We start from the raw sequence: 22,574 nt of genomic DNA, 5'->3' as shown, positions 1-22,574 counted from the left end.
GATCCGGGGGCCTGTCATCGTGACCTGCGTTTCTCCGCTCGTTCCACTCTTTCCGTCATGGCCGTCCCCGGACTTGATCCGGGGATCAGTCGCGGCCATCCACGTCCGATGCTCTAGGCAGCCGCGTCCGCGAGGGCGATGTCGGCGTTCGTGGTCTCGGCCATGGGCAGGTGGACGAGCACGATGGTGCCGGTTCCTTCCTGGCTCTTGATGCGCAGGCTGCCGCCATGAAGCTCCGCGAGCGAGCGGGCGATGGCAAGTCCCAGCCCCGAACCCTTGTAGCTCTTCGAGAACTCGGTCTCGACCTGCTCGAAAGGCTGGCCGAGCTTGTGAAGGGCATGGTCAGGAATGCCGATGCCGTTGTCCTCGACATAGATGTTGACGGCGCCGCCGGCGAGGCGGGTGCGCACGGTGATGCAGCCGCCTTCGCTGGTGAACTTGGTCGCGTTCTGAAGCAGGTTCACGAGGATCTGGTGGAGCGCGCGCTCGTCCGCCGGAGCCACGATATCCTCGGGCGTCACGTCGACCGTGACGACGAGATTCTTGGCCTTGGTCTGCTCGCTGACGAGCTTCAGCGCCCGCTGAATCGAGGCGTGGATCTCGAGCGGCTGCTTCTTGAGGGTCGTACGGCCCGCCTCGATGCGCGACATGTCGAGAATGTCGTTGATGACCGACAGGAGATATTCGCCGCTCGAGCGGATATCCGAGCAGTATTCCTCGTATTTCTCGGAGCCGAGCGAGCCGAAGATGCCGCTCTGCATGACTTCCGCGAAGCCGATGATGGCGTTGAGCGGCGTGCGCAGCTCGTGGCTCATATTGGCGAGGAATTCCGACTTCGCACGGTTGGCGCTCTCGGCCTGCGCCTTCTGATCCAGGTAGCGCTCGGCGAGATCCGCGAGCTGCTGCGTCTGCGCTTCGAGCTTCTGGCGGGACTGCTTGAGATCGAGAACGGTGGCGATGAGCTCCTTCTCGGATTCGACGAGGCGATGCTCATGGCGCTTGAGCGCGGTGATGTCCGTGCCGACCGACACGTAGCCGCCGTCCTTCGTGCGGCGCTCGTTGATCTGGAGCCAGCGGCCGTCCTGCAGGCGCGCCTCGAACGTGCGCGCGCCCACGTCCTGCTGCTCGCGGCGCAGGAACTGATGCTGCACTTCGGGCGGGCGGCCGAGCGCCATCACTTCGGCATAGGACTTGCCCTGCAGGTTGGCGTCCGCAGGAAGCTCGTGGAGCTTCTGGAACTTCGAATTGCACAGCACGAGATGGTTGTTGGCGTCCCACAGCACGAAGGCCTCGGAAATAGCCTCGATGGCGTCGTGCAGGCGCGCATCCGCGCGGGCGGTCTTCTCTTCGAGGCCGCGCTGCTCCGTGACGTCGACCGCGATGCCGACGAGATGGCTCGCCGCGTCGTCGGGATCGTTCATCAGCTCCGCGCGGGCGCGCAGCCACACCCAGTCGCCCGTGAGGCTGCGGATGCGGAATTCGTAATCGACCAGGGATGTCGTAGCGGAAGCGAGCTGCTCCGCGAGCGTGTAGAGATCCTGATCGTCCGGATGGATCATGGCGTTGACTTCGCCGAACGAGAGGAACTCGTCCTGCCGCTCGTAGCCGAGCAGCTCGTACATGGAGTCGGACCAGTAGATCCGGCCGCGCCCGATGTCCCAGTCCCACAGGCCGCAGCGTCCGCGGTTGAGGGCGGAATCGATCCGGTCGCGCACCTTCTCGCACACCTCGTCGGCGGCGCGGGCGCGGTTGGCCTGCATCATGTATGCGACGCCGATGCCGAGAAGCACCATGATGGTCGCGCCGAGCAGGGAGACATGCCCGATGGTGCGCGTCCACCAGCCGGCGAGGACATGGGGCAGCGGCTGAACCAGGGCGATCTGGCCCGACGAGGCCGGGAGCGCGCGCACGGTCGCAATGCCTTCCTTGCCGTCGGCCATCCTGATCGTCATCACGCCCGCGCGGTCGGCGAAGAGCGCGAGCGGCTGCGCATCGCCGAGAATCTCGGCCAGCGTCCGCGGAGCATCGTCCATCTGCGGATAGGTGGCGATGACCGCGCCCGAATGGTTGATGAGAAGAAGGCTCCGGTTCTGACTCAGCGCGCTTGCCGGCATCTCCTTGGCGAGCGTGCCGAGCTCGGCTGCCGCCTGCGCGGGATCGGCGGGAGCGCGGTGGTTGGCGAGCTTCGCGGCGGAGAGCGAGGCGATGATGTCGATGTCCTGGATGGCATCGAGCAGGGTGTCGCGACGGCCGTCGCGGATCTGAATCCACGCGCTGCCGGCCAGAGTGACGAGAAAGAGAATGAGTACTGCCGGAACGGCGAGCCTGAGCAAGGATTCGTATTGCTCGAGCCGCCGATAAGCGGGGTTCGCGTCAGATCGCGCTACCCCTAGAATCGTACCCGCGCGTGCGGGTACGCATGCGGTCACCGCCCCCGCCATGCGATGCTCCCTTCGGAACCGAAACTGTCCTCACTCGGAGGACGTGCCGCATCTCTCCGAATCATCAACAATAGAATCACGGGCAGGTGATTTGTCCAGCTGTAGGACGGGTTTGGTTAATAAAAAATTCTTATCCGCTTTTATGCCTGGGGAAAGCTCGGGATAAGTCGCCCGGGCTCTTGATGTGCCAAATCTCCGTCAGGAGGCCTGAGCCTCCTCAAGGGATCGATTCACGATATCTCCTACATCGCGGGAAAGATTCGACTTTTGCGCGATCGATTGAAGCGCCCGGCGGGCATGGGAGCGGCGGACGGGCTCCATCATCTTCCATGTGCTGAAAGCGGTGAGCAGCCGCGATGCGAGCTGGGGATTCAACTCGTCGATCCGCAGCACGATGGATGCCAGGAACGCGTAGCCCGCCCCGTCCTCCCGGTTGAACTGCACCTGGTTGAGCATCGCGAAGCTTCCGACGAGGGAGCGTACGCGGTTCGGATTGTTGAACGAGAAGGCCGGGTGTTCCATCAGGCGCTTGACGCGATCGAGCGTCGTGTCTTCCGGGATCACGGCCTGCAGGGTGAACCACTTGTCCATCACGAGCGGCTCGGTGCGATAGCGCTCCTCGAAGCTCTTGATGGCGTTCTCCCGCACCATTCCGGGAATCGTCATGAGGACGTTCAAGGATGCGAGCCGATCCGTCATGTTGCCCGCCCTCTCGAATTGTTCGCTCGCGAGTTTCTCTCCCAGGCATGGATCGGCTGAGGCCAGAAGGTCGAGTGCGGCGTTGCGCAAAGCGCGTCTTCCGGCGCTCGCGGCATCGGGGCTGTAGGGTTCCGTCTGCGCAAGGGCGCGATGCAGCGTCGCGAGAGGCTCCAAGCTTCCCTGGCCGATCCGTCTGCGCAGGGCCTTGCGGGCGCGGTGGACGGCGTCGGGGTTCACGTCCTTTCCGATCTCCTGGGCGATGTCGGCTTCGCTGGGCAGGGTCAGGACGAGCGCTGCGAAAGCCGGATCGTTCAAAGCGTCCGTCTCCGTGAAGGAGCGTATAGCCGAGGAGAGCGCCTCCATGTCCTCGTCGCCGACCGACACTCCCGTCGAGAGGGCGACGAGAATGCGCATCGCCACCGTCTGCGCCGCCTGCCAGCGGTTGAAGGCGTCCGTGTCGTGCCGGAGCAGAACGAGAAGATCGTCGCTCGAAAGCTCGAGGGAGACCTTCACCGGCGCCGAGAAGCCGCGGAAGAGCGACGGGACGGGGCGCGAGCGCACGCCCGTGAAGGTGATGCTGTCCCGGGCCTTGTCCAGAACGAGGACGCCACGCGAATTCACGCGCTCGCAGGAAGCCTCGATCGGCTGCCCGTCCTCGGTCACGAGGCCGAGCGATACGGGGATCACCATCGGCTCCTTCGTGGGCTGGCCGGGCGTGGGAGGCGTGCGCTGCTCGAAGTCGAGGCGGTAGGTCGCAGCCGCTTCGTCGAAATGGCCGCGCACGGTCACGCGCGGCGTGCCGGATTGCGCATACCAGCGGGCGAAATGGCTGAGGTCGCGCCCCGTGACGTCGGCGAAGGCCTTCAGGAAATCCTCGACGGTGGCGGCGGTGCCGTCGCAGCGTTCGTAGTAGAGATCCATCCCGCTGCGGAAATTCTCGCCGCCCACGAGAGTCTTGAGCATGCGGACGATCTCGGCGCCCTTCTCGTAGACGGTCGCGGTGTAGAAGTTGTTGATCTCGCGATACTGGCTCGGCCGCACGGGATGGGAGAGGGGGCTCGAATCCTCCAGGAACTGCCGCGCTCTCAGGGCCTTCACCTCCGCGATGCGGTGCACGGGCCGCGAGCGCTCGTCGGAGGAGAATTCCTGATCCCGGAAAACCGTCAGTCCTTCCTTCAGGCAGAGCTGGAACCAGTCGCGGCAGGTCACGCGGTTGCCCGACCAGTTGTGGAAGTACTCGTGCGCGATGATCGCTTCGATATTCGCGTAATCCGTATCGGTCGCGGTCTCGGGGCTCGCCAGGACGTATTTGTCGTTGAAGATGTTGAGGCCCTTGTTCTCCATCGCGCCCATGTTGAAGTCCGAGACGGCGACGATGTTGAAGACGTTAAGATCGTATTCGCGGCCGAACACCTTCTCGTCCCAGATCATGGAGCGCTCGAGCGCGTCGAGCGCGTATCCGGCGCGGCTCTCCTTGCCGGGCTCCACGTAGACGGCGATCTCCACGTCGCGTCCGGTCATGGTCGTGAAGGGCTTCGCGACGCGGCCGAGGCGTCCGCCGACGAGCGCGAACAGATAGGACGGTTTAGGAAAGGGATCGTGCCACACCGCGAAGTGCCGGCCGGTTCCCGCGACGGGGCCGCTCTCGACCGGATTGCCGTTGCCGAGCAGAACCGGAGCCTCCTCGCGGTCCGCCTCGATGCGCGTGGTATAGACGGCGAGAACGTCCGGCCGGTCGAGAAAATAGGTGATGCGCCTGAAGCCCTCGGCCTCGCATTGGGTGCAGTAATTCCCGCCCGAGCGGTAAAGGCCCATGAGCTTGGTGTTGGCCGTCGGGTCGATCTCGGTCTCGATGGTGAGCCTGAAGGGGTGCTGCGGAGGCTGGGAAATCGTGAGGGACTGGGGATGGGCCTCGAACTCCCCGGCTTCCAGCGGCCGCTCGTCGAGAGCGACGGATTTCAGGTTCACCTCGTCGCCGTCGAGCACGAGGGGCACATCCGAGCGCCCGGCCGGATTCGGCCGCAGGGACAGCGTCGCGGTAACCGTCGTCGCCGTCGGATGGAGCCTGACGTCCAGCTCGACCCGGTCGATCAGGAAATCGCTGGGCCGGTAGTCCTCAAGGCGAACGATCTGGGCGGCATCAGTGCGCATCGGCAACTCTCTGTGAAATAGGATTACCTTGAATCGTGGCGGTTCGACGGCAGGGGGACGATTGTCTGAATCGACAGGCGATAAAAGTCACGTCCACTTGGATTATTCCAAGGCTTTTTCCGCGGGTCAAAAGCATAGGTCTTGATCTCTCCGCCAAAAGCGCCATCACCCTGAGCGAACCTCATAGAGGAGATGATTTATGGAATACCTCCACACAATGGTCCGGGTCTCCAATCTGGAGCAGTCTCTCGATTTTTTCTGCAACAAGTTCGGTCTCGTCGAGGTTCGCCGGACGGAGAACGAGAAGGGGCGCTACACCCTCGTGTTCCTGGCGGCTCCCGGGGACGTGGAAAAGGCCAAGGACAGCAAGGCTCCGCTTCTGGAGCTGACCTATAACTGGGACGAGAACGAGTATTCCGGGGGGCGGAATTTCGGCCATCTCGCCTATCGGGTCGACGACATCTACGAGACCTGCCGGAAGCTGATGGACGCGGGCGTCACCATCAACCGTCCGCCTCGCGACGGCAACATGGCCTTCGTCAAGACGCCCGACAACATCTCCATCGAATTGCTGCAGCGCGGCGAACCCAAGCCCGTGCAGGAGCCCTGGGCGTCCATGCCGAATACCGGCTCCTGGTAAGCGGGCATCCCCAGAAAGTCTCCTTGGCGAAAAGTCCTTGCTCCGCCATTCTTCCCGACCCACCATAAGAGGCCGGGAAGAAACCGGCGGAGGACAATCTTGGCACGAGACGCGATCCGCTTCTGGCGGAATGGACAGCCCATCGAGGTTTCCGGCTTTCACCCGCGCACCACGCTTCTGGATTACCTGAGGCTTCAGGAGCGCCGCGTCGGAACGAAGGAGGGCTGCGCCGAAGGCGATTGTGGGGCCTGTACGGTGGCGCTCGGCCGTTTCAGGGACGGGCGCGTCCATTACGAGCCCGTCAATGCCTGCATCCTGCTCCTGGGCCAGGTGGACGGAGCTGATGTCGTCACGGTCGAGGATCTGGCGCGGAACGGCGAGCTGCACCCGGTCCAGTCCGCCATGGTGGCGCATCACGGATCCCAATGCGGATTCTGCACACCCGGGATCGTGATGAGCCTGTTCACCCTGTACCAGGAAGCCGAGCGGCCCTTGAGCCGTGAGCAGATCAACGATGCACTGGCCGGAAATCTCTGCCGCTGCACGGGCTATCGCCCCATCGTCGAGGCCGCGCTCGACGTGTGCTCCCGGGAGCCGGACGAGCATTGGCAGCAGGCCGTCGCGAAGCTTATCGTGGCCGGACAGCTTCTGGAGATCGGTCCGCAGATCCATCGTGATGACATCTTCGTCGGCAATGCCGGGCGCTTCTTCGCCGCGCCCGGATCCGTCGAAGCCTTGGCCGAGCTTTATCTGGCACATCCCGACTCGACCCTGGTGGCCGGGTGCACCGATGTGGGCCTGTGGATCACGAAGGGTTTAGCGGAAGTCGACAAGATCATTTGGCTCGGGCGCGTGGAGGATTTCGATGAGATCATCGACGCGGGGGACGATCTTATCATCGGCGCAGGCGCAACCCACGCGGCAGCCATGCCGCATCTTCATGCGATCGATCCCGATCTTGGGGAGCTGATGCGCCGTTTCGGCTCAGCCCAGGTTCGCGCGTCGGGCACAGTCGGCGGCAACATCGCCAATGGTTCGCCCATCGGTGATCTGGCTCCGGCCCTGATTGCTCTCGGCAGCGAGATCACCCTGCAAAGAGGAAGGCTGGACCGGGACGGGGCAACCCGTAAGATCCCTCTGGAGTCGTTTTTCATCGCTTACCGTCAGCAGGACCGCCGACCGGGCGAGTTCGTCAGTCTGATTTGGCTTCCTAAGCTGAAATCGGGCGAGGTGTTCCGGGCCTACAAGGTGTCCAAGCGCTTCGATGAGGACATCTCCGCCGTCATGGGCGCCTTCAGGTTCACGCTCGATGGGCGCAGGATCGCACAGGCCCGCATCGCGTTCGGCGGCATGGCGGGCATTCCCAAGCGCGCCCTGGAAACGGAAGCCGCGCTCGCCGGCGTGTCCCTCGACGACCCGTCGAGATGGGGCGAGGCGATGGCCGCCGTCGCGCGCGACTATCAACCTCTCGACGATCACCGCGCTTCCGCGGCCTACCGCATGACGGTGGCGCGCAACCTCGTGTTCAAGGCGCTGAGCGAGACCGCCTCGGGCGAGACGCGCGCGACGCGGATCGTCGGCCGGCGCGAGGCGATGGAGGCGGCGGAGTAAGGCCATGAACGCACCCACCAAGGCGATCGATCAGGAAACGCTCCGCCACGTCCGCCAGCCCCTGCCGCACGATTCCGGCTCCAAGCACGTGCAGGGCGTCGCGCAGTATATCGACGACATCCGCGAGCCGGAGGGCACGCTGCATGTGGCCATCGGCCAGGCCCCGAAAGCGCGCGGACGGCTCGTCTCCCTCGATGTGTCCGCCGTGCGCGCCACGCCGGGAGTGAAGGCCGTTCTCACCATCGCGGACATTCCCGGCAGGAACGACGTCTCGCCTGCCTTCGGCGACGATCCGTTGTTCGTGGACAGCGAGATCAGCTTCCTCGGCCAGGCGGTGTTCGCGGTCGTTGCGACGACCCGCGAGATCGCGCGGCGCGCGGTGAAGAAGGCCGTGATGGAGATCGTGTCCGAGACGCCGAGCGTCACGGTGGAAGATGCGCTTAAGCGCGGCGAGACGGTGCTGCCCGATTACGCCTTCGGCCGCGGTGATGCGGATGCGGCGGTCGCGGCCGCGCCCTGCAGGCTCGCAGGCCAGTTCCAGGTGGGCGGTCAGGAGCACTTCTATCTTGAAGGGCAGGTGGCGCTTGCGATCCCGGGCGAGGATGGCGACATCCATGTCTATTCCTCGACCCAGCACCCGACGGAGGTGCAGCACGTGGTCGCCCGCGTGCTCGATATTCCCGATTCCTATGTGACCTGCGAGACCCGCCGCATGGGCGGCGGCTTCGGCGGCAAGGAGAGTCAGGCAACCCAATGGGCCGTGACGGCGGCGCTGGCCGCCCGCGTCACCGGCCGTCCCTGCAAGCTCCGCCTGGACCGCGACGACGATTTCATCCTCACGGGCAAGCGGCACGATTTCCGCTGCGACTGGCGCGTCGGCTTCGACGGCGAGGGACGCATTGAGGGCTACGGCGTCGATCTGCTCGCGCGCTGCGGCTATTCGGCGGATCTCTCCGCCGGCGTGGTGGATCGCGCCATGTTCCATGCGGACAACGCCTATTGGATGCCCGCCGTGCATGTCGCCTCGAAGCGGCTGAAGACCAACACGGTCTCGAACACCGCTTTTCGCGGCTTCGGCGGCCCGCAAGGGATGCTCGCCGTCGAGCACGTGATGGATCAGATCGCCTGGGCGACGGGCCGCGATCCGCTCGACGTGCGCTATGCCAATTTCTACCGGCCGGGCGAGAACCTCACGCCCTACGGCATGGAGGTGGAGGAGACCGACACGCTCCGCAATCTCGTGCGCATGCTCGAAGAGACGTCGGAATACCGCGAGCGCCGGAAGGCCATCGCGGCCTTCAACGCGGCCTCGCCGATCATGAAGCGCGGGATCGCGCTGACGCCGGTGAAGTTCGGCATCAGCTTCACGCTCACGCACATGAACCAGGCGGGCGCGCTGGTGCACGTGTACCAGGACGGCTCCGTGCACCTGAACCACGGCGGCACCGAGATGGGGCAGGGGCTCTACATCAAGGTGGCGCAGGTGGTGGCCGAGGAATTCGGCATCGCCATGGAGCGTGTGCGCATCACCGCCACGACGACCGCCAAGGTGCCCAACACCTCGCCCACGGCGGCCTCGTCGGGCTCCGATCTCAACGGCATGGCCGCGAAGGTCGCGGCGGGCGCGATCAAGACGCGCATGATCGCCCATGCGGCGGAAGCCTATGGCGTGGCCGAGGATCAGATCGCGTTCCGCGACGACCGCGTGTTCATCGGCAACGAGAGCATCGCCTTCGACGAGCTGGCGAAGAAGTGCATTCTCGCCCGCGTGCCGATGTCTGAGGCGGGGCACTACAAGACGCCGAAGATCACCTGGGATCGCGAGAAGGGGCGCGGCCGGCCGTTCTTCTATTTCGCCTACGGCGCCGCCTGCTCCGAGGTCGTCGTCGACACGCTGACCGGCGAGAACCGGCTTCTGCGCGCGGACATCCTTCACGATGTCGGTCGCTCCCTCAATCCGGCCATCGATATCGGCCAGATCGAGGGCGGATTCGTGCAGGGAATGGGGTGGCTCACCACCGAGGAGCTGGTGTTCGGCAAGGACGGGCACCTGCTCACGCACGCCCCCTCCACCTACAAGATCCCGGTGGCCTCCGACGTGCCCGAAGACTTTCGCGTCGCGCTCTATCCCAATGCCAACCGGGAGGAGACGATCTACCGCTCGAAGGCCGTCGGCGAGCCGCCGATCATGCTCGCCAACAGCGTGTTCTGCGCCCTCGCCGACGCGGTCCATGCGCTCGATCCCTCGAAGCCCGTGCCGCTGAACGCGCCCGCGACCCCGGAGGCGATCCTGCGCGCCTGCGAGGCTCTGCGGGGGAGGCCCATGGGGTGAGGGTCTGGCGCCAGCTCGCCGACATCGTCGCGCGGCATGGAGCCGCAGCCCTGATCGGCGTGCGCGAGGTGAAGGGCTCCGCGCCGCGCGAGGTGGGAGCGCACATGGTGGTGCGGCCCGACGGCGCGTTCCACGGCACCATCGGCGGCGGGCAGCTCGAATTCCTCATGCTCGACCTGGCCCGCGAGATGCTCGGCCGGGGGCGGGGCCCTGCGCGGATCGTCGATCAGGCGCTCGGCCCCGATCTCGGCCAATGCTGCGGCGGGCGGGTGAAGATCCTCATCGAGACCTTCGACGGGCGCGATCTCGACGACATCGCGCCGCTCGTCGAAGCGGAGGACAAGGGAGCCTCCTTCGACGTGGAGTGCCGCATGGAGGACGGGCGGGTCCGGCGCGAGCTGGCTTCGGAGGCGGATGCGGGCCCGGGGGCGCAATGGCGCGAGACCCATGGCGAGGATCGCACGCCCGTGCTGCTCTTCGGCGCGGGACATGTGGGCCGCGCGCTCGTGCTGGCGCTCGCTCCCCTACCGTTTGCCGTGCGCTGGCTCGACGACCGGGACGGCGCCTTTCCGTCCCATGTCCCGGCGAATGCGGCGGCCGTGCGCATGCGCAGCCCCGAGGCCGAGATCGACGAGGCGCGGCCGGATTCGTTCATCCTCGTGATGACCCACGATCATCCGCTCGATCTGGCGATCACGGCCGCGGCCCTGCGGCGCGGATTTCCCTATGTGGGCCTGATCGGCAGCGCCTCGAAACGGGCCCGGTTCGAAAAGCGCTTCCGGGAGATCGGGCTGCCCCGGGAGAGAATCGCGTCGCTGGTCTGCCCCATCGGGATTCCCGGCATCGCCGACAAGAACCCGGCGGTCATCGCCGCGTCCACGGCGGTCCAGCTGCTCCAGGAGCGGGAGCGCCGTCAGCTTGACCGAAATCGCTCGCCTCTCGCCCTTCCAGGCGATACATAAAGCTTCATGAGCGACATGAACACGCAAGACCAGCGCTATCTCGCGCGCGCCATCGACCTGTCACGCCGGCACATGGATGCGGGGGCCGGGGGCCCCTTCGGAGCCCTGATCGTGCGCGACGGAAAGGTTCTGGCGGAGGGCTGGAACCTGGTGACCTCCACCAACGATCCCACGGCCCATGCCGAGGTGACGGCGATCCGTCGCGCCTGCCAGGAGATCGGCGATTTTTCCCTGGAGGGCGCGACGCTCTACACGAGCTGCGAGCCGTGCCCCATGTGCCTCGCTTCGGCCTATTGGGCGCGGGTGTCGCGCATCGTCTTCGCCAATACCCGCGAGGACGCCGCCGCGATCGGCTTCGACGACAGCCTGATCTACGACGAAATTCCCAAGCCGGTCTCGGAGCGCCTCATCCCCATGGACCACCTGCCGACCCTTGAGGCCAAGGCCGTCTTCGACACCTGGGCGGACAAGGCGGACAAGATCGAGTATTAACTGGCTCGCCGCGCTTCCTATCTAACGCTCATCCAGCCATCACCCGAGACAAGCCCATGCCCCGCGTCACCACCATCGTCCGCAAGCCCGCCGTGAAGGCCGACCGTGTCGTCGACACGGTGACCCTCGACTACGAGGCGAGAAACCGCCGGCAGGCGGCGCTCAGGGCCGAGGGCGGGACCGAAATCCTGCTCGATCTCGACATGGAGACCACGATCAACGACGGCGACGCGCTGCGCCTGGAGGACGGAAGCCTGGTTCAGGTGAAGGCCAAGCCCGAGGCGCTGCTGGAGGTGAAGGCCGAGAACCCGCTTCGCCTCATGCGCCTCGCCTGGCATCTGGGCTCGAACCACGGCCTCGCCGAGATGTCGAACGATGCCCTCTATATCGAGAACGATCCGGCTCTCGCGGAACTGGCGCGCGGGCAGGGCTGCACCGTGACACCGGTGGAGCGCCCGTTCAGGCCGGAGCGCAGCACCCATGTCTGCGACCACGATCACCACCATCACGGCCATGGGCATCACGACCACGCTCATGAGCACCATCATCAGGACCACGCGCACGAGCATCATGGGCACGCGCACGGTCACGAGCATGGCCACCATGAGCATGAGCATGGTCATGGTTGCGGCTGCGGCGGCCATCATGGGCACGGCCACAAGCACGATCACTGATCGCGTCCTGTCCTGACGCCGTCCCAAGTTGCCATCTCATGTCCAAGACGACCCGGGCCACGCAGGCCCTTCAGCAGGCGGGCGTTCCCTTCACGGTCCATACCTATGCGTATGATCCGGACGCGGAGCGCATCGGCCTGCAGGCGGCCGAGGCCATGGGGGTGGATCCCGGCGGCGTTCTCAAGACCCTGATGGTGCTGGTGGACGGCAGGCCCGCCTGCGTCGTCCTCCCCTCCGACAGGGAGGTGAACCTGAAGAAGCTCGCGGCGGCTCTCGGCGGCAAGGCGGCCCAGATGATGAAGCCCACCGACGCGGAGCGGATCACCGGCTATCACGTGGGCGGCATCAGCCCTTTCGGCCAGAAGAAGCGCGTTCCGACCCTCGTCGAGCAATCGGCCTTCGCCCACGAGGAGGTCTTCATGAACGGCGGTCAGCGCGGCCTCCAGGTCAAGCTGAGGCCGGCGGATGCGGTCTCGGCGCTGGGCGCCCGGGTGGCGGAGCTGCTCTGACGGCTCCGCGACATTGCCGATCGCTTATTTTCCTTGTGATCGCCGTCCCCATATCGGAAAAGGCCGTTCGACCCGTCCCGACCCCGCTGGAATGATGACACAGAAATTCTTCACCGTTGCGCCCATGATGGATTGGACCGACCGGCATTGCCGCGCGTTCCACCGCATCATGTCGCGCCGGGCGCGGCTCTATACGGAGATGGTCACGACAGGCGCGGTCATCTTCGGGCCGCGGGAGCGGCTTCTCGGCTTCAGCCATAGGGAGCATCCGGTGGCGGTGCAGCTCGGCGGGTCGAATCCGGCGGAGCTTGCAAAGGCCGCGGCGATCTGCGCCGATTTCGGCTATGACGAGATCAACCTCAATGTGGGCTGCCCCTCCGACCGGGTGCAGAACGGGCGTTTCGGCGCATGCCTCATGCAGGAGCCTGTGCTCGTGGGCGAATGCGTCGCGGCCATGAAGGCCGCCGTCTCCCTGCCCGTGACGGTGAAGTGCCGCATCGGCGTGGACGATCAGGATACGCAGGAGGCTCTCGACCGTCTGACCGGATGCGTGGTCGCGGCCGGCTGCGACGAGCTGACGGTCCATGCCCGCAAGGCCTGGCTCAAGGGCCTGTCGCCCAAGGAGAACCGGGACATTCCGCCCCTCGATTACGGCCGGGTCTACCGCCTCAAGGCGGCGCGGCCGGACCTGCCGGTCGCGATCAACGGCGGCATCAAGAGCTGGGCGGAAATTCACGGGCATCTCGCGCATGTCGACGGGGTCATGCTGGGCCGCGTCGCCTATCACGAGCCGGAGATCCTGCTCGGCGTGGACCGGGAACTCTACGGCGAGGAGCCGCCGGTGGCCGACGGCTTCGAGGCTGTCGAAGCCTACGAGCCTTACATCGCCGCGCAGCTGGAGAAGGGCGAGCGCCTGAGCAGCATCACCCGGCACATGCTCGGCCTCTTCACGGGCCGCCCGGGAGCCCGGGCCTACCGCCGCCATCTGGCGACCGAGGCGGTGAAGCCCGGAGCCGATCTCCAGACCCTGCGGGATGCGGTGGCGCATGTCTCCCGCGCCCTGGAGCGCTCGGGCCAGGACGGCGCAGCTGCGGATGCGGCCTGAACGTCCAAGTCGTCTTCGCACATCTGGGTCGTCTTCGCACATCTGGTGCGGCTTCGCACACCCGATGATGAAACATAGTATCAAAAAACTTTACTGAAACAACATTCGGTCTATCCTTGCGGGTGTCGGGACCGGCCAAGCTTCAAGGCCGTCGCCCGCACATCATGGGAGACCATCATGAAGATCCGTTCCGTATCCGCCGCCCTCGCTCTCGGGCTCGGGCTCTTCGCCGCCGCAGAGGCTCAGGCCTGGTTCGCCGGGATCGAGGATGAAAGGCCGCCGCCGAACGGCGCGAACGGGGTGAGCGCGAACGGCGTCACCCTCAACGGGCTCACGTCGCAGGGCCTCGCCTCCGACAGGATCGAGGCCGCCGTCCTGGCGGACGGCTCGCGCGTCGTTCTCAAGTAACTCCACCGAACCATCAGCGGCTCCCCGGCGCGCCGGGGAGCCGGCGATACGATGCGCGGACCTGCTGCTCTTCCTCTCGGACTGATTCTCGCCGTCATCGGGGGGATGAGCCAAAAGCTGCAGGCCCTCGAAGGGCAGATCCGCCTCGAGGACACGGAGCTGGTCCTGAGGCTGGAGGACAGCCGGGTCCTGCGCGGCGACGGTCTTGTCGGCCTGACTCTCGTTCTCGGCCAGGGCGGGCAGCCCGTGGAGGTCCGGATCGACGGCTTCGAGGAGGACAGGACCATTCTTCGCGCGCCTTTGCCGCTCTACCGCATGTCGGTGCGGCAGGCGGACGGGAGCACGGCGGATCTCTGCCATCCCGATCCGGGCGGTCGCCGCGCGGCCTTCGCATTCCCCGACGGCAAGGGCGGCTTCAATCTCACCTGCACCAGCGGCGCCGAGGGCAAATGCGTCCTGTTCGGATATCGCCCGTGGGAGGCGAGGGAGGGTGTGCCGATGCCCGACCTTCTCCGGGCCTGCATCCATCTGCTGCGCGCCGATTACGGGGGCGACGACCGCCCGAGCACGAGAAACGGCACGCCGGTCAATGTCTACGACCGCTTCGCGATCCAGCACCCCGGCACCGCTCCCGGCATGGCCTTCGAGGCGGCCTGGGGGCCGGATGGGGCCGTCTGCGTCGCCCATCCGCGCATTCCCGACAACATCACGCTCGATGAGCTCGCGGAGCGCTATCCGCGCCTCAGGGGGCGGCTGGGACCGGAACATTGCAGCGAGGACGCCATGCGGGCGGATCCGCGTGCGCTCATCTTCAATCAGTCGGCGGTGACGGTGCCCGCGCCCAGGTGACGGCCGGTTCGCCCGGGGCCGGAATCGTTCTCCGCCCTCAGGATCAGCCGGTTGCCGCGCACCTCGTAGGAGCCGAGGCGCTCCAGGAACGACATGCCGAGAAGATTGGCGTGCAGTACGCCTTCCCGGGCGATGAGCGCCCGGACGTTGCGTTCGGTGATCGGCCCGACCGACAGGCTGTCGATGATGACGGGAGCGGCGAGCGCCCCGCCGTTCGCCGTCGCGACCGGAATGGAATAATCGAGCCGTTCCGGCTTGAACCCGAGGGCGATCGCATTCTCGGCGCGCAGCACCACGGTGCTCGCGCCGGTGTCGAACACGAAACGCGTGTCGTGGCCGTTGACCTTGCCCTGAAGCAGGAAGCTGCCGTCGGTCTTGCGCGCCGCGACGACCTCGCCGTCCGGCGTCACCACCGTGCGCCCGACCGAGATGTCGCCGATGGCGCGGTCGAGAACGGTCTGCAACTCGCTGCGTGAGGCATACATCACAAGCAGCGCGATCAGCACGCCGCCGCTCACGGCGCTCGCCTGCACCCCGTAGGTCCAGTGCTCGCCGAAGCCTTCGATGATGGAGGCGGAAAGGATCAGGCTGATGCCGCCGACGCCCATGAGGCCCGCGGCCTCCATGGGAGAGAGGTCGGCGATGCTGTTGTCGGCGAAGAGCGCGACCAGCAGCGCCGCGATCAGGAGCAACCCGCCTGCGCCCCGGATCCCCGGCATCACTCGGCCTTGTCGCGTTCGGGCGCGAAGGCCTCGCGCATGCGCTCCGGCAGCCCCGCCATGATCTGCTGGCGCTCCTCCTCGGTCAGGCGGTACCAGCGCGTGATCTCCTCGCGCGTGCGGCCGCAGCCCTCGCAGAGCCCCGTTTCGGGGTCGAGGGAACAGACGCGGATGCAGGGGCTGGAGACGCGAACCATGATCTCTCACATGTCGTTACGGCCGAAGCGCGGTCAAGAGGCCGATCAGCGCAGCGATCTCCGCCATCTGCTGGGTCGCGCCCGCGATGTCGCCGGTCTGACCGCCCAGATGCCTGTCCGCGAGCCGGATGAACCCCCAGCCCACCAGCCCGGACAGCACGATCATCAGGGCGATGCCGGATGGCGGCAGAGCGCCGATCAGGCCGAGGGCAACGGCGATCAGACCCGCCAGCCCGGCGGCGAGCCAGAAGCTTTCCCGCGAGGGCTGCCCCACCGCATGGGCCGCGCCGTCGATGCGGGCGAAGGAGAGGAAGACGAGGGGCATGAGGCCCGCAACGCGCGAGAGGGCGGCCGTGATCGGCACGGCCACGACGCCGGCGGTCCAGCCGGCGGCCATCGTCACATGCGCCAGCGCCCCGATGCGCAGCAGGAGGGCTAGGAAGAGGGCCGAGGCGCCGAAGGAGCCGATCCGGCTGTCGCGCATGATCTCCAGCCGGCGCTCCCGGGTCGAGCCGCCGAAGCTGTCGGCGGTGTCGGCGAGGCCGTCCTCATGGAACGCCCCGGTGGTCAGGGTCGCGGCCGCGACCGCCAGGATCGCCGCGAGCCAGGGGCCGAGAGCGAGGAAATGGGCTAAGGCGAGGGCGAACGCCGGGAGGATGCCGAGAACGAAGCCCGCCAGGGGCAGGACCCGGACGAGACGGGGGAAGTCCGGCAGCGCATGGGCGTTCTGTTCCCACGGCAGAACCGGCACCGGGAGGCGCGAATAGAAGCGCAGGCAGTGCGCGAGATCGACGGTGACGGACCGCCAGAAGCCGGTCGAGGCATCCTGCGGCACTTCGATTGGCTCTGACATGCTTCACCCCATGCGGTCGCGCCGTTTCCGGACCGCATTTTCTTGCCGCGGACCGGTGTCCACGTGGCCGGAAAATGCTTATAGGTCACGCCTCATCAGATTCCGCAATGCCCCGACGGGCCGGAGCCCCCTATGACCGATCCCGCATCCTCGCCCTTCGACGATATCCGCCGCCTGATCACGACCATGCCCGGTCCGGACGAGGCCGCTATCGAAGCCGTGCGACTGCGGGACCGGCAGCTGACGAAACCCGCCGGCAGCCTCGGGCGTCTGGAATGGCTGGCCGAGTGGCTCGCCGCCTGGCAGGGCAAGCCCAATCCGACCGTGGACCGTCCGCTGGTCTGCGTGTTCGCCGGAAGCCACGGCGTGACCGCCAAGGGCGTCTCGGCCTATCCGTCGGAGGTGAACCGGCAGATGCTGGAGAATTTCGCCGCGGGCGGCGCGGCCATCAATCAGATCTGCGCGGCCTACGGCCTCGGCTTCAAGGTGTTCGACCTCGCCCTCGACATGCCCACCGGCGACATCACCGAGACGGAGGCCATGGACGAGAAGGCCTGCGTCGCCACCATGGCCTTCGGCATGGAGGCGATCGCGGGCGGAGCCGATCTTCTGGCGGTCGGCGAGATGGGCATCGGCAACACCACCGTGGCGGCCGCCATCTACACGGCGCTCTTCGGGGGACCGGCGGCGCATTGGGTCGGACGCGGCACCGGTCTCGACGACGAGGGCCTGGCACGCAAGGTCGCGGCCGTGGAGGCCGCCGTCGCGTTCCATGGCGAGCACCTCAAGGATCCACTCGAGGTGCTGCGCCGTCTCGGCGGCCGCGAGGTCGCGGCCATCGCGGGCGCGATCCTGGCCGCGCGCCTCCAGCGCATCCCCGTGGTGCTCGACGGCTATGTGGCGACCGCTGCCGCCGCCGTTCTCCATGCCATCCACCCCTCGACCATCGACCATTGCGTGGCCGGTCACCTGAGCGCGGAAGGCGCGCATCAGGACGTGCTCGCCCGTCTCGGCAAGATCCCGCTCCTGGCGCTGGGCATGCGCCTCGGCGAGGGATCTGGGGCGGCGCTGGCGATGGGCATCGTGAAGGCGGCCGCCGCCATCCATCGGTACATGGCGACGTTCGGCCAGGCGGGAGTCTCCGAGCGCCTGTCGTGAGGCTGCGTCGCCGCCGGTCCGGAGGGAGCGGCCTCCCGTCCCTGGTCATCGCCCTGGCGCTGGCCGCCGGGTCGGTGGTCGCCCTCAAGCCGAACGACCGCGCCCTGGAGGGGCGCGCCTCCATCACCGACGGCGACACGATCCGCATCGGCGGGAACAGAATCCGCCTGAAGGGCATCGATGCGCCGGAGATGAAGCAGACCTGCTCGCGCTCCGGGCGCACCTATCGCTGCGGCGACGCCGCCCGCCGGGCCCTCATCGACATCGTGTCGGGTGAGAGCGTTCAATGCCGCTCGTCCGGCCGCGACCGCTACCGGCGCGTTCTCGCCCGCTGCACCGTGAAGGGCAGCGATATCGGGGCGCGCATGGTGGAGGAGGGCTGGGCCGTTTCCTATGGGCGCGACTACGACCTGCAGGAGACGCGTGCGCGAAGCCGCGCCGCGGGCCTCTGGGCGGGCGAATTCGAGCGGCCCCAGGAGTGGCGGCGCTCCCACGCGGGCCGATGAAGGGCCGCCTCTCGCGAAAGCCCGCCGCAATCCCCATCTGAGACGGATGGATCCCTGTCCCGATTTCGACGACCTCGCACGCCGTCTCCGGGCCTGCCGCATCTGCCGCGACGCGCCGCGCTACGGCCGGGCCTTGCCTCACGAACCCCGCCCGATCGTTCAGGGCAGCGCCTCGGCCCGTCTTTGCATCGCCAGCCAGGCCCCCGGCACCCGGGCCCATGCCAGCGGCATCCCGTTCGACGACCGTTCGGGCGCGAGGCTGCGGGAATGGCTGGGGCTCGACAAGGCGGACTTCTACGACGAGACCAAGGTCGCCATCGTGCCCATGGGGGCCTGCTTTCCGGGGCACGACGCCACGGGCGGGGATCTGGGCCCCCGGCGGGAATGCGGGGAAACCTGGCGGCAGCCGCTCTTTCAGGCGCTGCCCCGTCTCGAGCTCGTCCTGCTCATCGGCCAATATGCCCAGGCCTGGCATCTGGGCGACGATTTCCGGGACGGTCTGACAGAGACCGTGCGGCGATGGCGTTCGATTCTCGCAAATCCGCAGAAGCCGCGCATCCTGCCGCTCCCGCATCCCTCCTGGCGCAACAACGGCTGGCTTAAGACCAATTCCTGGTTCGAAGAGGAGCTTTTGCCTGTTCTTCGCTCCGAAATCCGCTCTATGTTCAAGCGCGACCATTCGGAGGCTTAGGACCACATGACTCTGACGACCCTGCGCTGCGCCGTGGAAGGGCCTGTCGCCACGATCACTCTGGCCCGGCCCGACAAGCTGAATGCCCTGAACGGCACCATGCATGCCGAATTGCGGGAAACGCTCGACCGGTGCGAGCAGGACGAGGCGGTGCGCGTCGTGGTGCTCACGGGCGAGGGCCGGGCGTTCTCCTCGGGCCAGGACCTGACCGAGACCCTGCCGAAGGACGAGCAGGGCCGCATCGATCTCGGGCCGCCGCTCGCCCGCGACTACAATCCCCTGATCCTCAGGCTCGCCCAATATTCCAAGATCACCATCGCGGCTCTCAACGGCCCGGCGGTCGGCGCGTCCGCGAACATCGCGCTCGCCTGCGACATCGTCCTGGCCGCGCGCTCCGCCTATCTTCAGGAGGCCTTCTCCAGGATCGCCCTCGTGCCGGACGCGGGCGGCACCTGGATCCTGCCCCGGCTCGTCGGTCCCAAGCGGGCGCTTGCCCTCATGCTCACCGCCGAGCCGGTTCCGGCCGAGGATGCGCATACGATGGGCCTCGTCTTCAAGGTCTTCGACGACGCCTCCTTCGCGGTCGACGTGGCGGCGTTCGCGGCCGGGCTCGCCGAAGGTCCGGGCCTCGCGCAGCGCCTGACCAAGCAGGCCGTGGCGCAAAGCCTCTCCAACGACCTCCAGGCCCAGCTCGATCTCGAGGCCCGGCTCCAGCGGGAGGCTGGCTTCAGCCGCGATTTCGCCGAGGGCGTCGCCGCCTTCCGCGGGAAGCGCGCTCCCCGCTTCGAAGGCCGGTGAGGAGGAAGCCATCATGCGTCGTCTGCCCTGGATCCTCATTCTCGCAACCCTGGCCGTCGTGATCGGGCTCTTCATGGGCCGCGACCCGGAGCATGCCCAGCGCCTGTCCGACATGTACCGGGGCGTGGCGTTCACGGGCGAGACCCGGGAGCTGGTCATCACCCTGCTGGCCCTTGGGATCGGCGCCTTCATCGTCTATCTCACCGTGACCCGACGATAGGGACTCGAGTCCGCCTCGGTTCGTTCACGAGGCGTTCAAGCGGATCTTCCTAACTTTGCCGTGCAATGCCCGCTTCTTCGAGCGAGAAAGGTTCGCGCACCGTGCCTCACCTGAAACGTGCTATCGTTTTTGCCGTCTTCGCCCTGGCGGCCTTTGCGGGACCCGCCCTCCCGGCTTTTGCGCAGCAACGGCTCGCGCTGGTCCTCGGTCAGAGCGCCTATGACGGCCGCTCGCTCGCCACCGCCGCCAACGATGCGGGTCTCGTCGCCCAGACGCTCACCAGCGCCGGCTTCGAGGTGGTCCAGGGCCGCGATCTGAACGCCAACGACCTGCGCGGCGTGGTGCGCGACTTCCTGGACAAGGCCCAGGAGCTCGGGACCGACGATGCGGTGATGGTCTATCTCTCGGGCTACGGACTTCAGCTCGAAGGCGAGAACTATCTTCTGCCGGTGGATGCCCGGATCCAGCGGGACGCGGATATCCCGATCGAGGGTTTTCGCCTGTCGGACCTGGTCCGCTCGCTGGAGCGCGTTCCGGCGCGGACCCGTATCGTCGTGGCCGACATGGCGCGCGATTTCTCGCTGCCGGCAGGCGGCGATCCGGTCGCCCGCGGCCTCGCCCTCATGGAGCCTCCTGCCGGCTTCCTGATCGCCTTCTCGTCGGCTCCGGGCATCACCACCGGCGATGCGCCCGGGCCCTACGGCCATTACGCCACGGCTCTCGCGGAAACGATCCGCCAGCCCGGCGTGCCCCTGGACGAGATGTTCAACCGCGTCCGCCTGCGCACCCACGAGACCACGCAGGGCCTGCAGACGCCCTGGCACATGGCCAATCTGGGGGACACGCCCTTCGTGTTCTTCGAGCCCGGGGAATCCGCCTCGGTGCCGCCTTACGTCCGCGAGGTGCGCCGGATCGAGGAGGTGCCCGCCGAGGAGGCCTACAACATCGCCGTCGAGCGCGACACGATCCAGGATTATCAAGCGTTCCTGCGCCGCTATCCCGATCATCCGCTCGGCCGCCGGGTCTCGGCGCTGCTGGCCGCCCGCCGCGAAGCGGTCGTCTGGCGCCGCACGGTGAGCCGCAACACCAACGAAGCCTACTGGACCTATCTGCGCCGCTATCCGAACGGCCCGCATGCCGCGGATTGCCGCCGCAGGCTCGTCCGCCTGTCCGCGCCGGTCGCGCCGCCGCCGGTCTTCGAGGAGGTGGTCTACGACGATCTGCCGCCGCCGCTTCCCGTGGTGGAGCGGGTCGAGGTCGTGGAGGTCGTGACGATCATCCGCGAGGCTCCGCCGCCGCCGCCGCCGCCGGTCTATTTCCGGTCCTATTACGACGATGAGGATACGGATTTCGTCACGATCATCCGCGAGCCGCCGCCGCCTCCGATCCTGGTCGGCGTGCTGCCGATCCCGGCGCCGATCCCGGTGCCGCGCTATGCCCGTCCGCCGCGCTCGTTCTACCAGCCGATCGCGCCCGTGACCCCCCGCGGTCCCGTCGCCATTCCGGTGATGCCGCCGCCCATCGCGGCTCCCCTGATGGGCCGACCCGGCGAACCTCGTCCGCCTCGCGGCCTGCGTCCGGTGCCGGTCGTGCCGCGTCAGCCGGGCCTGACGGCGCAACCCCAGCCGATCCCGGTAGTGGCGCGTCCGGTCGCCCCGCGGGAGCCGACGACCCGGGAGCTGTCCGGTTTCCAGCCGGGAGGCGGGGCCCGCCTGCCGAGCCGTCCCATTCCCGTGCCCACGGCCCTGCGGCCCGAGCTGGATCGCCCCGCGCCCGGCGCTGCGCGCCCGGAGGCTCCGGTTCCGCGAATTCCGGGACGGCCCGACCGCTCTGTGGAGGACCGGCAGGATCGGCAGGATCGGCAGGATCGGCAGGATCGGATGGCGAGGCCTCCGCTTCCGGCCGCGCCGCGACCGGGCCGCCCGTCCGCGGCTCCTTCGGCCCGGGACTTCCCCGAGATCGCACCGCGCCCCCGCCGACCCGAGATGGGGCAGGACAGGCCCTCCGCGGCCCGCCCGCTCCGTCCGGAGGTCGAGCGGGTCCGTCCGGAGGTCGAGCGGGAACGTCCTGCCGCGCTGCGTACGCCGCGTCCGGGCGACGAGCAGGAGCGCCCCGTCGCGCCGCGCCTCCCGCGTCCCGGCATGATGGACGACGGCCGCCGCGATGATCCTCGTCTTCGGCGCCCGACCGTCCGGGAGGAGGAGCGCCTGCGTCCGTCCCGTCCCGCCGTCCAGCCGATGCACGAGCTTCGCCAGGAGATGCCGCGGCCGATGGCGCAGCCGCGTCCGGTTCCCATGGAGCAGCCGCGCCTTAACCCCCGGGAGGGGCTTCAGCCTCGGATGGCGCCCGTCGCCCGGCCGCAGCCGCAGGCCCCCGCCTTCCGGCAATCGGCCCCGCCGCAGGCGCCGTCCGCCCGCGAGGAGATGCGCAGGCCCTCCGCGCCGGCCAACAACCGGCCGACCTGCAAGCCGGGGCGGCCCTGCGAGGGAAACAATTAGAGCCTCGAACGCAAAAGTGGGCACCGGTTTTGCGTGAAAAGATGCTCGAAAACAGAGACTG

At 67.4% G+C, this 22,574-nt stretch carries 21 protein-coding genes; 16 read left to right on the top strand and 5 right to left on the bottom strand.

The features are described from left to right. Positions 1-113: 113 nt before the first annotated feature. Positions 114-2,333 (bottom strand): PAS domain-containing sensor histidine kinase, encoded by a 2,220-nt coding sequence (locus RE429_RS15790; protein ID WP_414471673.1) that lies wholly within the window; start codon positions 2,331-2,333, stop codon positions 114-116. Positions 2,334-2,639: 306 nt separating this feature from the next. After that, a complete protein-coding gene (gene pepN, locus RE429_RS15785; RefSeq protein WP_414471672.1) occupies positions 2,640-5,291 on the bottom strand; it encodes an aminopeptidase N in 2,652 nt (883 codons plus the stop codon). A gap of 199 nt (positions 5,292-5,490) precedes the next feature. Between pepN and RE429_RS15780 the strand changes: the two genes are divergently transcribed. The 10 genes from RE429_RS15780 (at position 5,491) to RE429_RS15735 (ending at position 14,873) form a co-directional block, all read left to right on the top strand. Continuing rightward, positions 5,491-5,931, top strand: coding sequence for a VOC family protein (locus RE429_RS15780; protein WP_414471671.1), 441 nt, complete (start codon positions 5,491-5,493; stop codon positions 5,929-5,931). Positions 5,932-6,030: 99 nt separating this feature from the next. Then, complete coding sequence (xdhA, locus tag RE429_RS15775) at positions 6,031-7,542, top strand: xanthine dehydrogenase small subunit (protein ID WP_414471670.1); 1,512 nt, start codon at positions 6,031-6,033, stop codon at positions 7,540-7,542. Positions 7,543-7,546: 4 nt separating this feature from the next. Further along, positions 7,547-9,874, top strand: coding sequence for a xanthine dehydrogenase molybdopterin binding subunit (gene xdhB / locus RE429_RS15770; protein WP_414471669.1), 2,328 nt, complete (start codon positions 7,547-7,549; stop codon positions 9,872-9,874). Beyond that, positions 9,871-10,836: a xanthine dehydrogenase accessory protein XdhC gene (xdhC, locus tag RE429_RS15765; RefSeq protein WP_414471668.1), complete on the top strand. Its 966-nt coding sequence runs from the start codon at positions 9,871-9,873 to the stop codon at positions 10,834-10,836. The genes xdhB and xdhC overlap by 4 nt, the downstream gene beginning before the upstream one ends. Before the next feature lie 15 nt (positions 10,837-10,851). Beyond that, on the top strand, positions 10,852-11,328 hold the full coding sequence (locus RE429_RS15760) for a nucleoside deaminase (RefSeq protein WP_414471667.1): 477 nt from the start codon (positions 10,852-10,854) through the stop codon (positions 11,326-11,328). Positions 11,329-11,384: 56 nt separating this feature from the next. After that, positions 11,385-12,002: an urease accessory protein UreE gene (locus tag RE429_RS15755; protein ID WP_414471666.1), complete on the top strand. Its 618-nt coding sequence runs from the start codon at positions 11,385-11,387 to the stop codon at positions 12,000-12,002. 38 nt (positions 12,003-12,040) lie between these two features. Then, a complete protein-coding gene (ybaK, locus tag RE429_RS15750) occupies positions 12,041-12,511 on the top strand; it encodes a Cys-tRNA(Pro) deacylase (RefSeq protein WP_414471665.1) in 471 nt (156 codons plus the stop codon). Between the two features lie 94 nt (positions 12,512-12,605). Further along, positions 12,606-13,616, top strand: coding sequence for a tRNA dihydrouridine(20/20a) synthase DusA (dusA, locus tag RE429_RS15745; protein WP_414474223.1), 1,011 nt, complete (start codon positions 12,606-12,608; stop codon positions 13,614-13,616). Between the two features lie 177 nt (positions 13,617-13,793). Next, the gene (locus RE429_RS15740; RefSeq protein WP_414471664.1) at positions 13,794-14,024 is read left to right on the top strand and encodes a hypothetical protein; all 231 of its coding nucleotides are present in this window, start codon (positions 13,794-13,796) and stop codon (positions 14,022-14,024) included. A gap of 51 nt (positions 14,025-14,075) precedes the next feature. Beyond that, the gene (locus RE429_RS15735) at positions 14,076-14,873 is read left to right on the top strand and encodes an ADYC domain-containing protein (protein WP_414471663.1); all 798 of its coding nucleotides are present in this window, start codon (positions 14,076-14,078) and stop codon (positions 14,871-14,873) included. Here RE429_RS15735 and RE429_RS15730 read toward each other — a convergent pair. From RE429_RS15730 to RE429_RS15720, 3 genes are read right to left on the bottom strand one after another with little or no spacing between them, the layout of a single operon-like run. Further along, a complete protein-coding gene (locus tag RE429_RS15730; protein ID WP_414471662.1) occupies positions 14,840-15,592 on the bottom strand; it encodes a TIGR02281 family clan AA aspartic protease in 753 nt (250 codons plus the stop codon). The two genes, RE429_RS15735 and RE429_RS15730, sit on opposite strands and share 34 nt — an antisense overlap. Continuing rightward, the gene (locus RE429_RS15725; protein WP_414471661.1) at positions 15,592-15,789 is read right to left on the bottom strand and encodes a DUF1289 domain-containing protein; all 198 of its coding nucleotides are present in this window, start codon (positions 15,787-15,789) and stop codon (positions 15,592-15,594) included. Before RE429_RS15725 ends, RE429_RS15730 begins: the two co-directional genes overlap by 1 nt. A gap of 16 nt (positions 15,790-15,805) precedes the next feature. Next, positions 15,806-16,642, bottom strand: a complete 837-nt coding sequence (locus tag RE429_RS15720) for an adenosylcobinamide-GDP ribazoletransferase (RefSeq protein ID WP_414471660.1) — start codon at positions 16,640-16,642, stop codon at positions 15,806-15,808. A gap of 132 nt (positions 16,643-16,774) precedes the next feature. Between RE429_RS15720 and cobT the strand changes: the two genes are divergently transcribed. From cobT to RE429_RS15690, 6 genes are all read left to right on the top strand, one after another. After that, positions 16,775-17,800, top strand: coding sequence for a nicotinate-nucleotide--dimethylbenzimidazole phosphoribosyltransferase (cobT, locus tag RE429_RS15715; protein WP_414471659.1), 1,026 nt, complete (start codon positions 16,775-16,777; stop codon positions 17,798-17,800). After that, the gene (locus RE429_RS15710) at positions 17,797-18,306 is read left to right on the top strand and encodes a thermonuclease family protein (protein ID WP_414471658.1); all 510 of its coding nucleotides are present in this window, start codon (positions 17,797-17,799) and stop codon (positions 18,304-18,306) included. Before cobT ends, RE429_RS15710 begins: the two co-directional genes overlap by 4 nt. A 46-nt stretch (positions 18,307-18,352) precedes the next feature. Continuing rightward, positions 18,353-18,997: a uracil-DNA glycosylase family protein gene (locus RE429_RS15705; RefSeq protein ID WP_414471657.1), complete on the top strand. Its 645-nt coding sequence runs from the start codon at positions 18,353-18,355 to the stop codon at positions 18,995-18,997. Positions 18,998-19,003: 6 nt separating this feature from the next. Beyond that, on the top strand, positions 19,004-19,795 hold the full coding sequence (locus RE429_RS15700; RefSeq protein WP_414471656.1) for an enoyl-CoA hydratase-related protein: 792 nt from the start codon (positions 19,004-19,006) through the stop codon (positions 19,793-19,795). A gap of 13 nt (positions 19,796-19,808) precedes the next feature. Beyond that, on the top strand, positions 19,809-20,015 hold the full coding sequence (locus RE429_RS15695) for a hypothetical protein (protein WP_414471655.1): 207 nt from the start codon (positions 19,809-19,811) through the stop codon (positions 20,013-20,015). 101 nt (positions 20,016-20,116) lie between these two features. Further along, on the top strand, positions 20,117-22,513 hold the full coding sequence (locus tag RE429_RS15690; RefSeq protein ID WP_414471654.1) for a caspase family protein: 2,397 nt from the start codon (positions 20,117-20,119) through the stop codon (positions 22,511-22,513). Positions 22,514-22,574 lie beyond the last annotated feature (61 nt).

The organism is Microvirga sp. M2 (assembly GCF_047497095.1).
Lineage (GTDB): Bacteria > Pseudomonadota > Alphaproteobacteria > Rhizobiales > Beijerinckiaceae > Microvirga.
This window is presented reverse-complemented; position numbering and strand designations above follow the sequence as displayed.

Bases quoted from the DNA above. Each gene is read 5' to 3' on its own strand.
- cobT (WP_414471659.1), top strand. From the start codon at position 16,775: ATGACCGATCCCGCATCCTCGCCCTTCGACGATATCCGCCGCCTGATC.
- RE429_RS15740 (WP_414471664.1), top strand. From the start codon at position 13,794: ATGAAGATCCGTTCCGTATCCGCCGCCCTCGCTCTCGGGCTCGGGCTC.
- RE429_RS15700 (WP_414471656.1), top strand. From the start codon at position 19,004: ATGACTCTGACGACCCTGCGCTGCGCCGTGGAAGGGCCTGTCGCCACG.
- RE429_RS15695 (WP_414471655.1), top strand. From the start codon at position 19,809: ATGCGTCGTCTGCCCTGGATCCTCATTCTCGCAACCCTGGCCGTCGTG.
- RE429_RS15755 (WP_414471666.1), top strand. From the start codon at position 11,385: ATGCCCCGCGTCACCACCATCGTCCGCAAGCCCGCCGTGAAGGCCGAC.
- ybaK (WP_414471665.1), top strand. From the start codon at position 12,041: ATGTCCAAGACGACCCGGGCCACGCAGGCCCTTCAGCAGGCGGGCGTT.
- RE429_RS15780 (WP_414471671.1), top strand. From the start codon at position 5,491: ATGGAATACCTCCACACAATGGTCCGGGTCTCCAATCTGGAGCAGTCT.
- xdhB (WP_414471669.1), top strand. From the start codon at position 7,547: ATGAACGCACCCACCAAGGCGATCGATCAGGAAACGCTCCGCCACGTC.
- RE429_RS15730 (WP_414471662.1), bottom strand. From the start codon at position 15,592: ATGCCGGGGATCCGGGGCGCAGGCGGGTTGCTCCTGATCGCGGCGCTG.
- RE429_RS15760 (WP_414471667.1), top strand. From the start codon at position 10,852: ATGAACACGCAAGACCAGCGCTATCTCGCGCGCGCCATCGACCTGTCA.
- RE429_RS15725 (WP_414471661.1), bottom strand. From the start codon at position 15,789: ATGGTTCGCGTCTCCAGCCCCTGCATCCGCGTCTGTTCCCTCGACCCC.
- RE429_RS15720 (WP_414471660.1), bottom strand. From the start codon at position 16,642: ATGTCAGAGCCAATCGAAGTGCCGCAGGATGCCTCGACCGGCTTCTGG.
- RE429_RS15735 (WP_414471663.1), top strand. From the start codon at position 14,076: ATGCGCGGACCTGCTGCTCTTCCTCTCGGACTGATTCTCGCCGTCATC.
- RE429_RS15705 (WP_414471657.1), top strand. From the start codon at position 18,353: ATGGATCCCTGTCCCGATTTCGACGACCTCGCACGCCGTCTCCGGGCC.
- dusA (WP_414474223.1), top strand. From the start codon at position 12,606: ATGACACAGAAATTCTTCACCGTTGCGCCCATGATGGATTGGACCGAC.
- pepN (WP_414471672.1), bottom strand. From the start codon at position 5,291: ATGCGCACTGATGCCGCCCAGATCGTTCGCCTTGAGGACTACCGGCCC.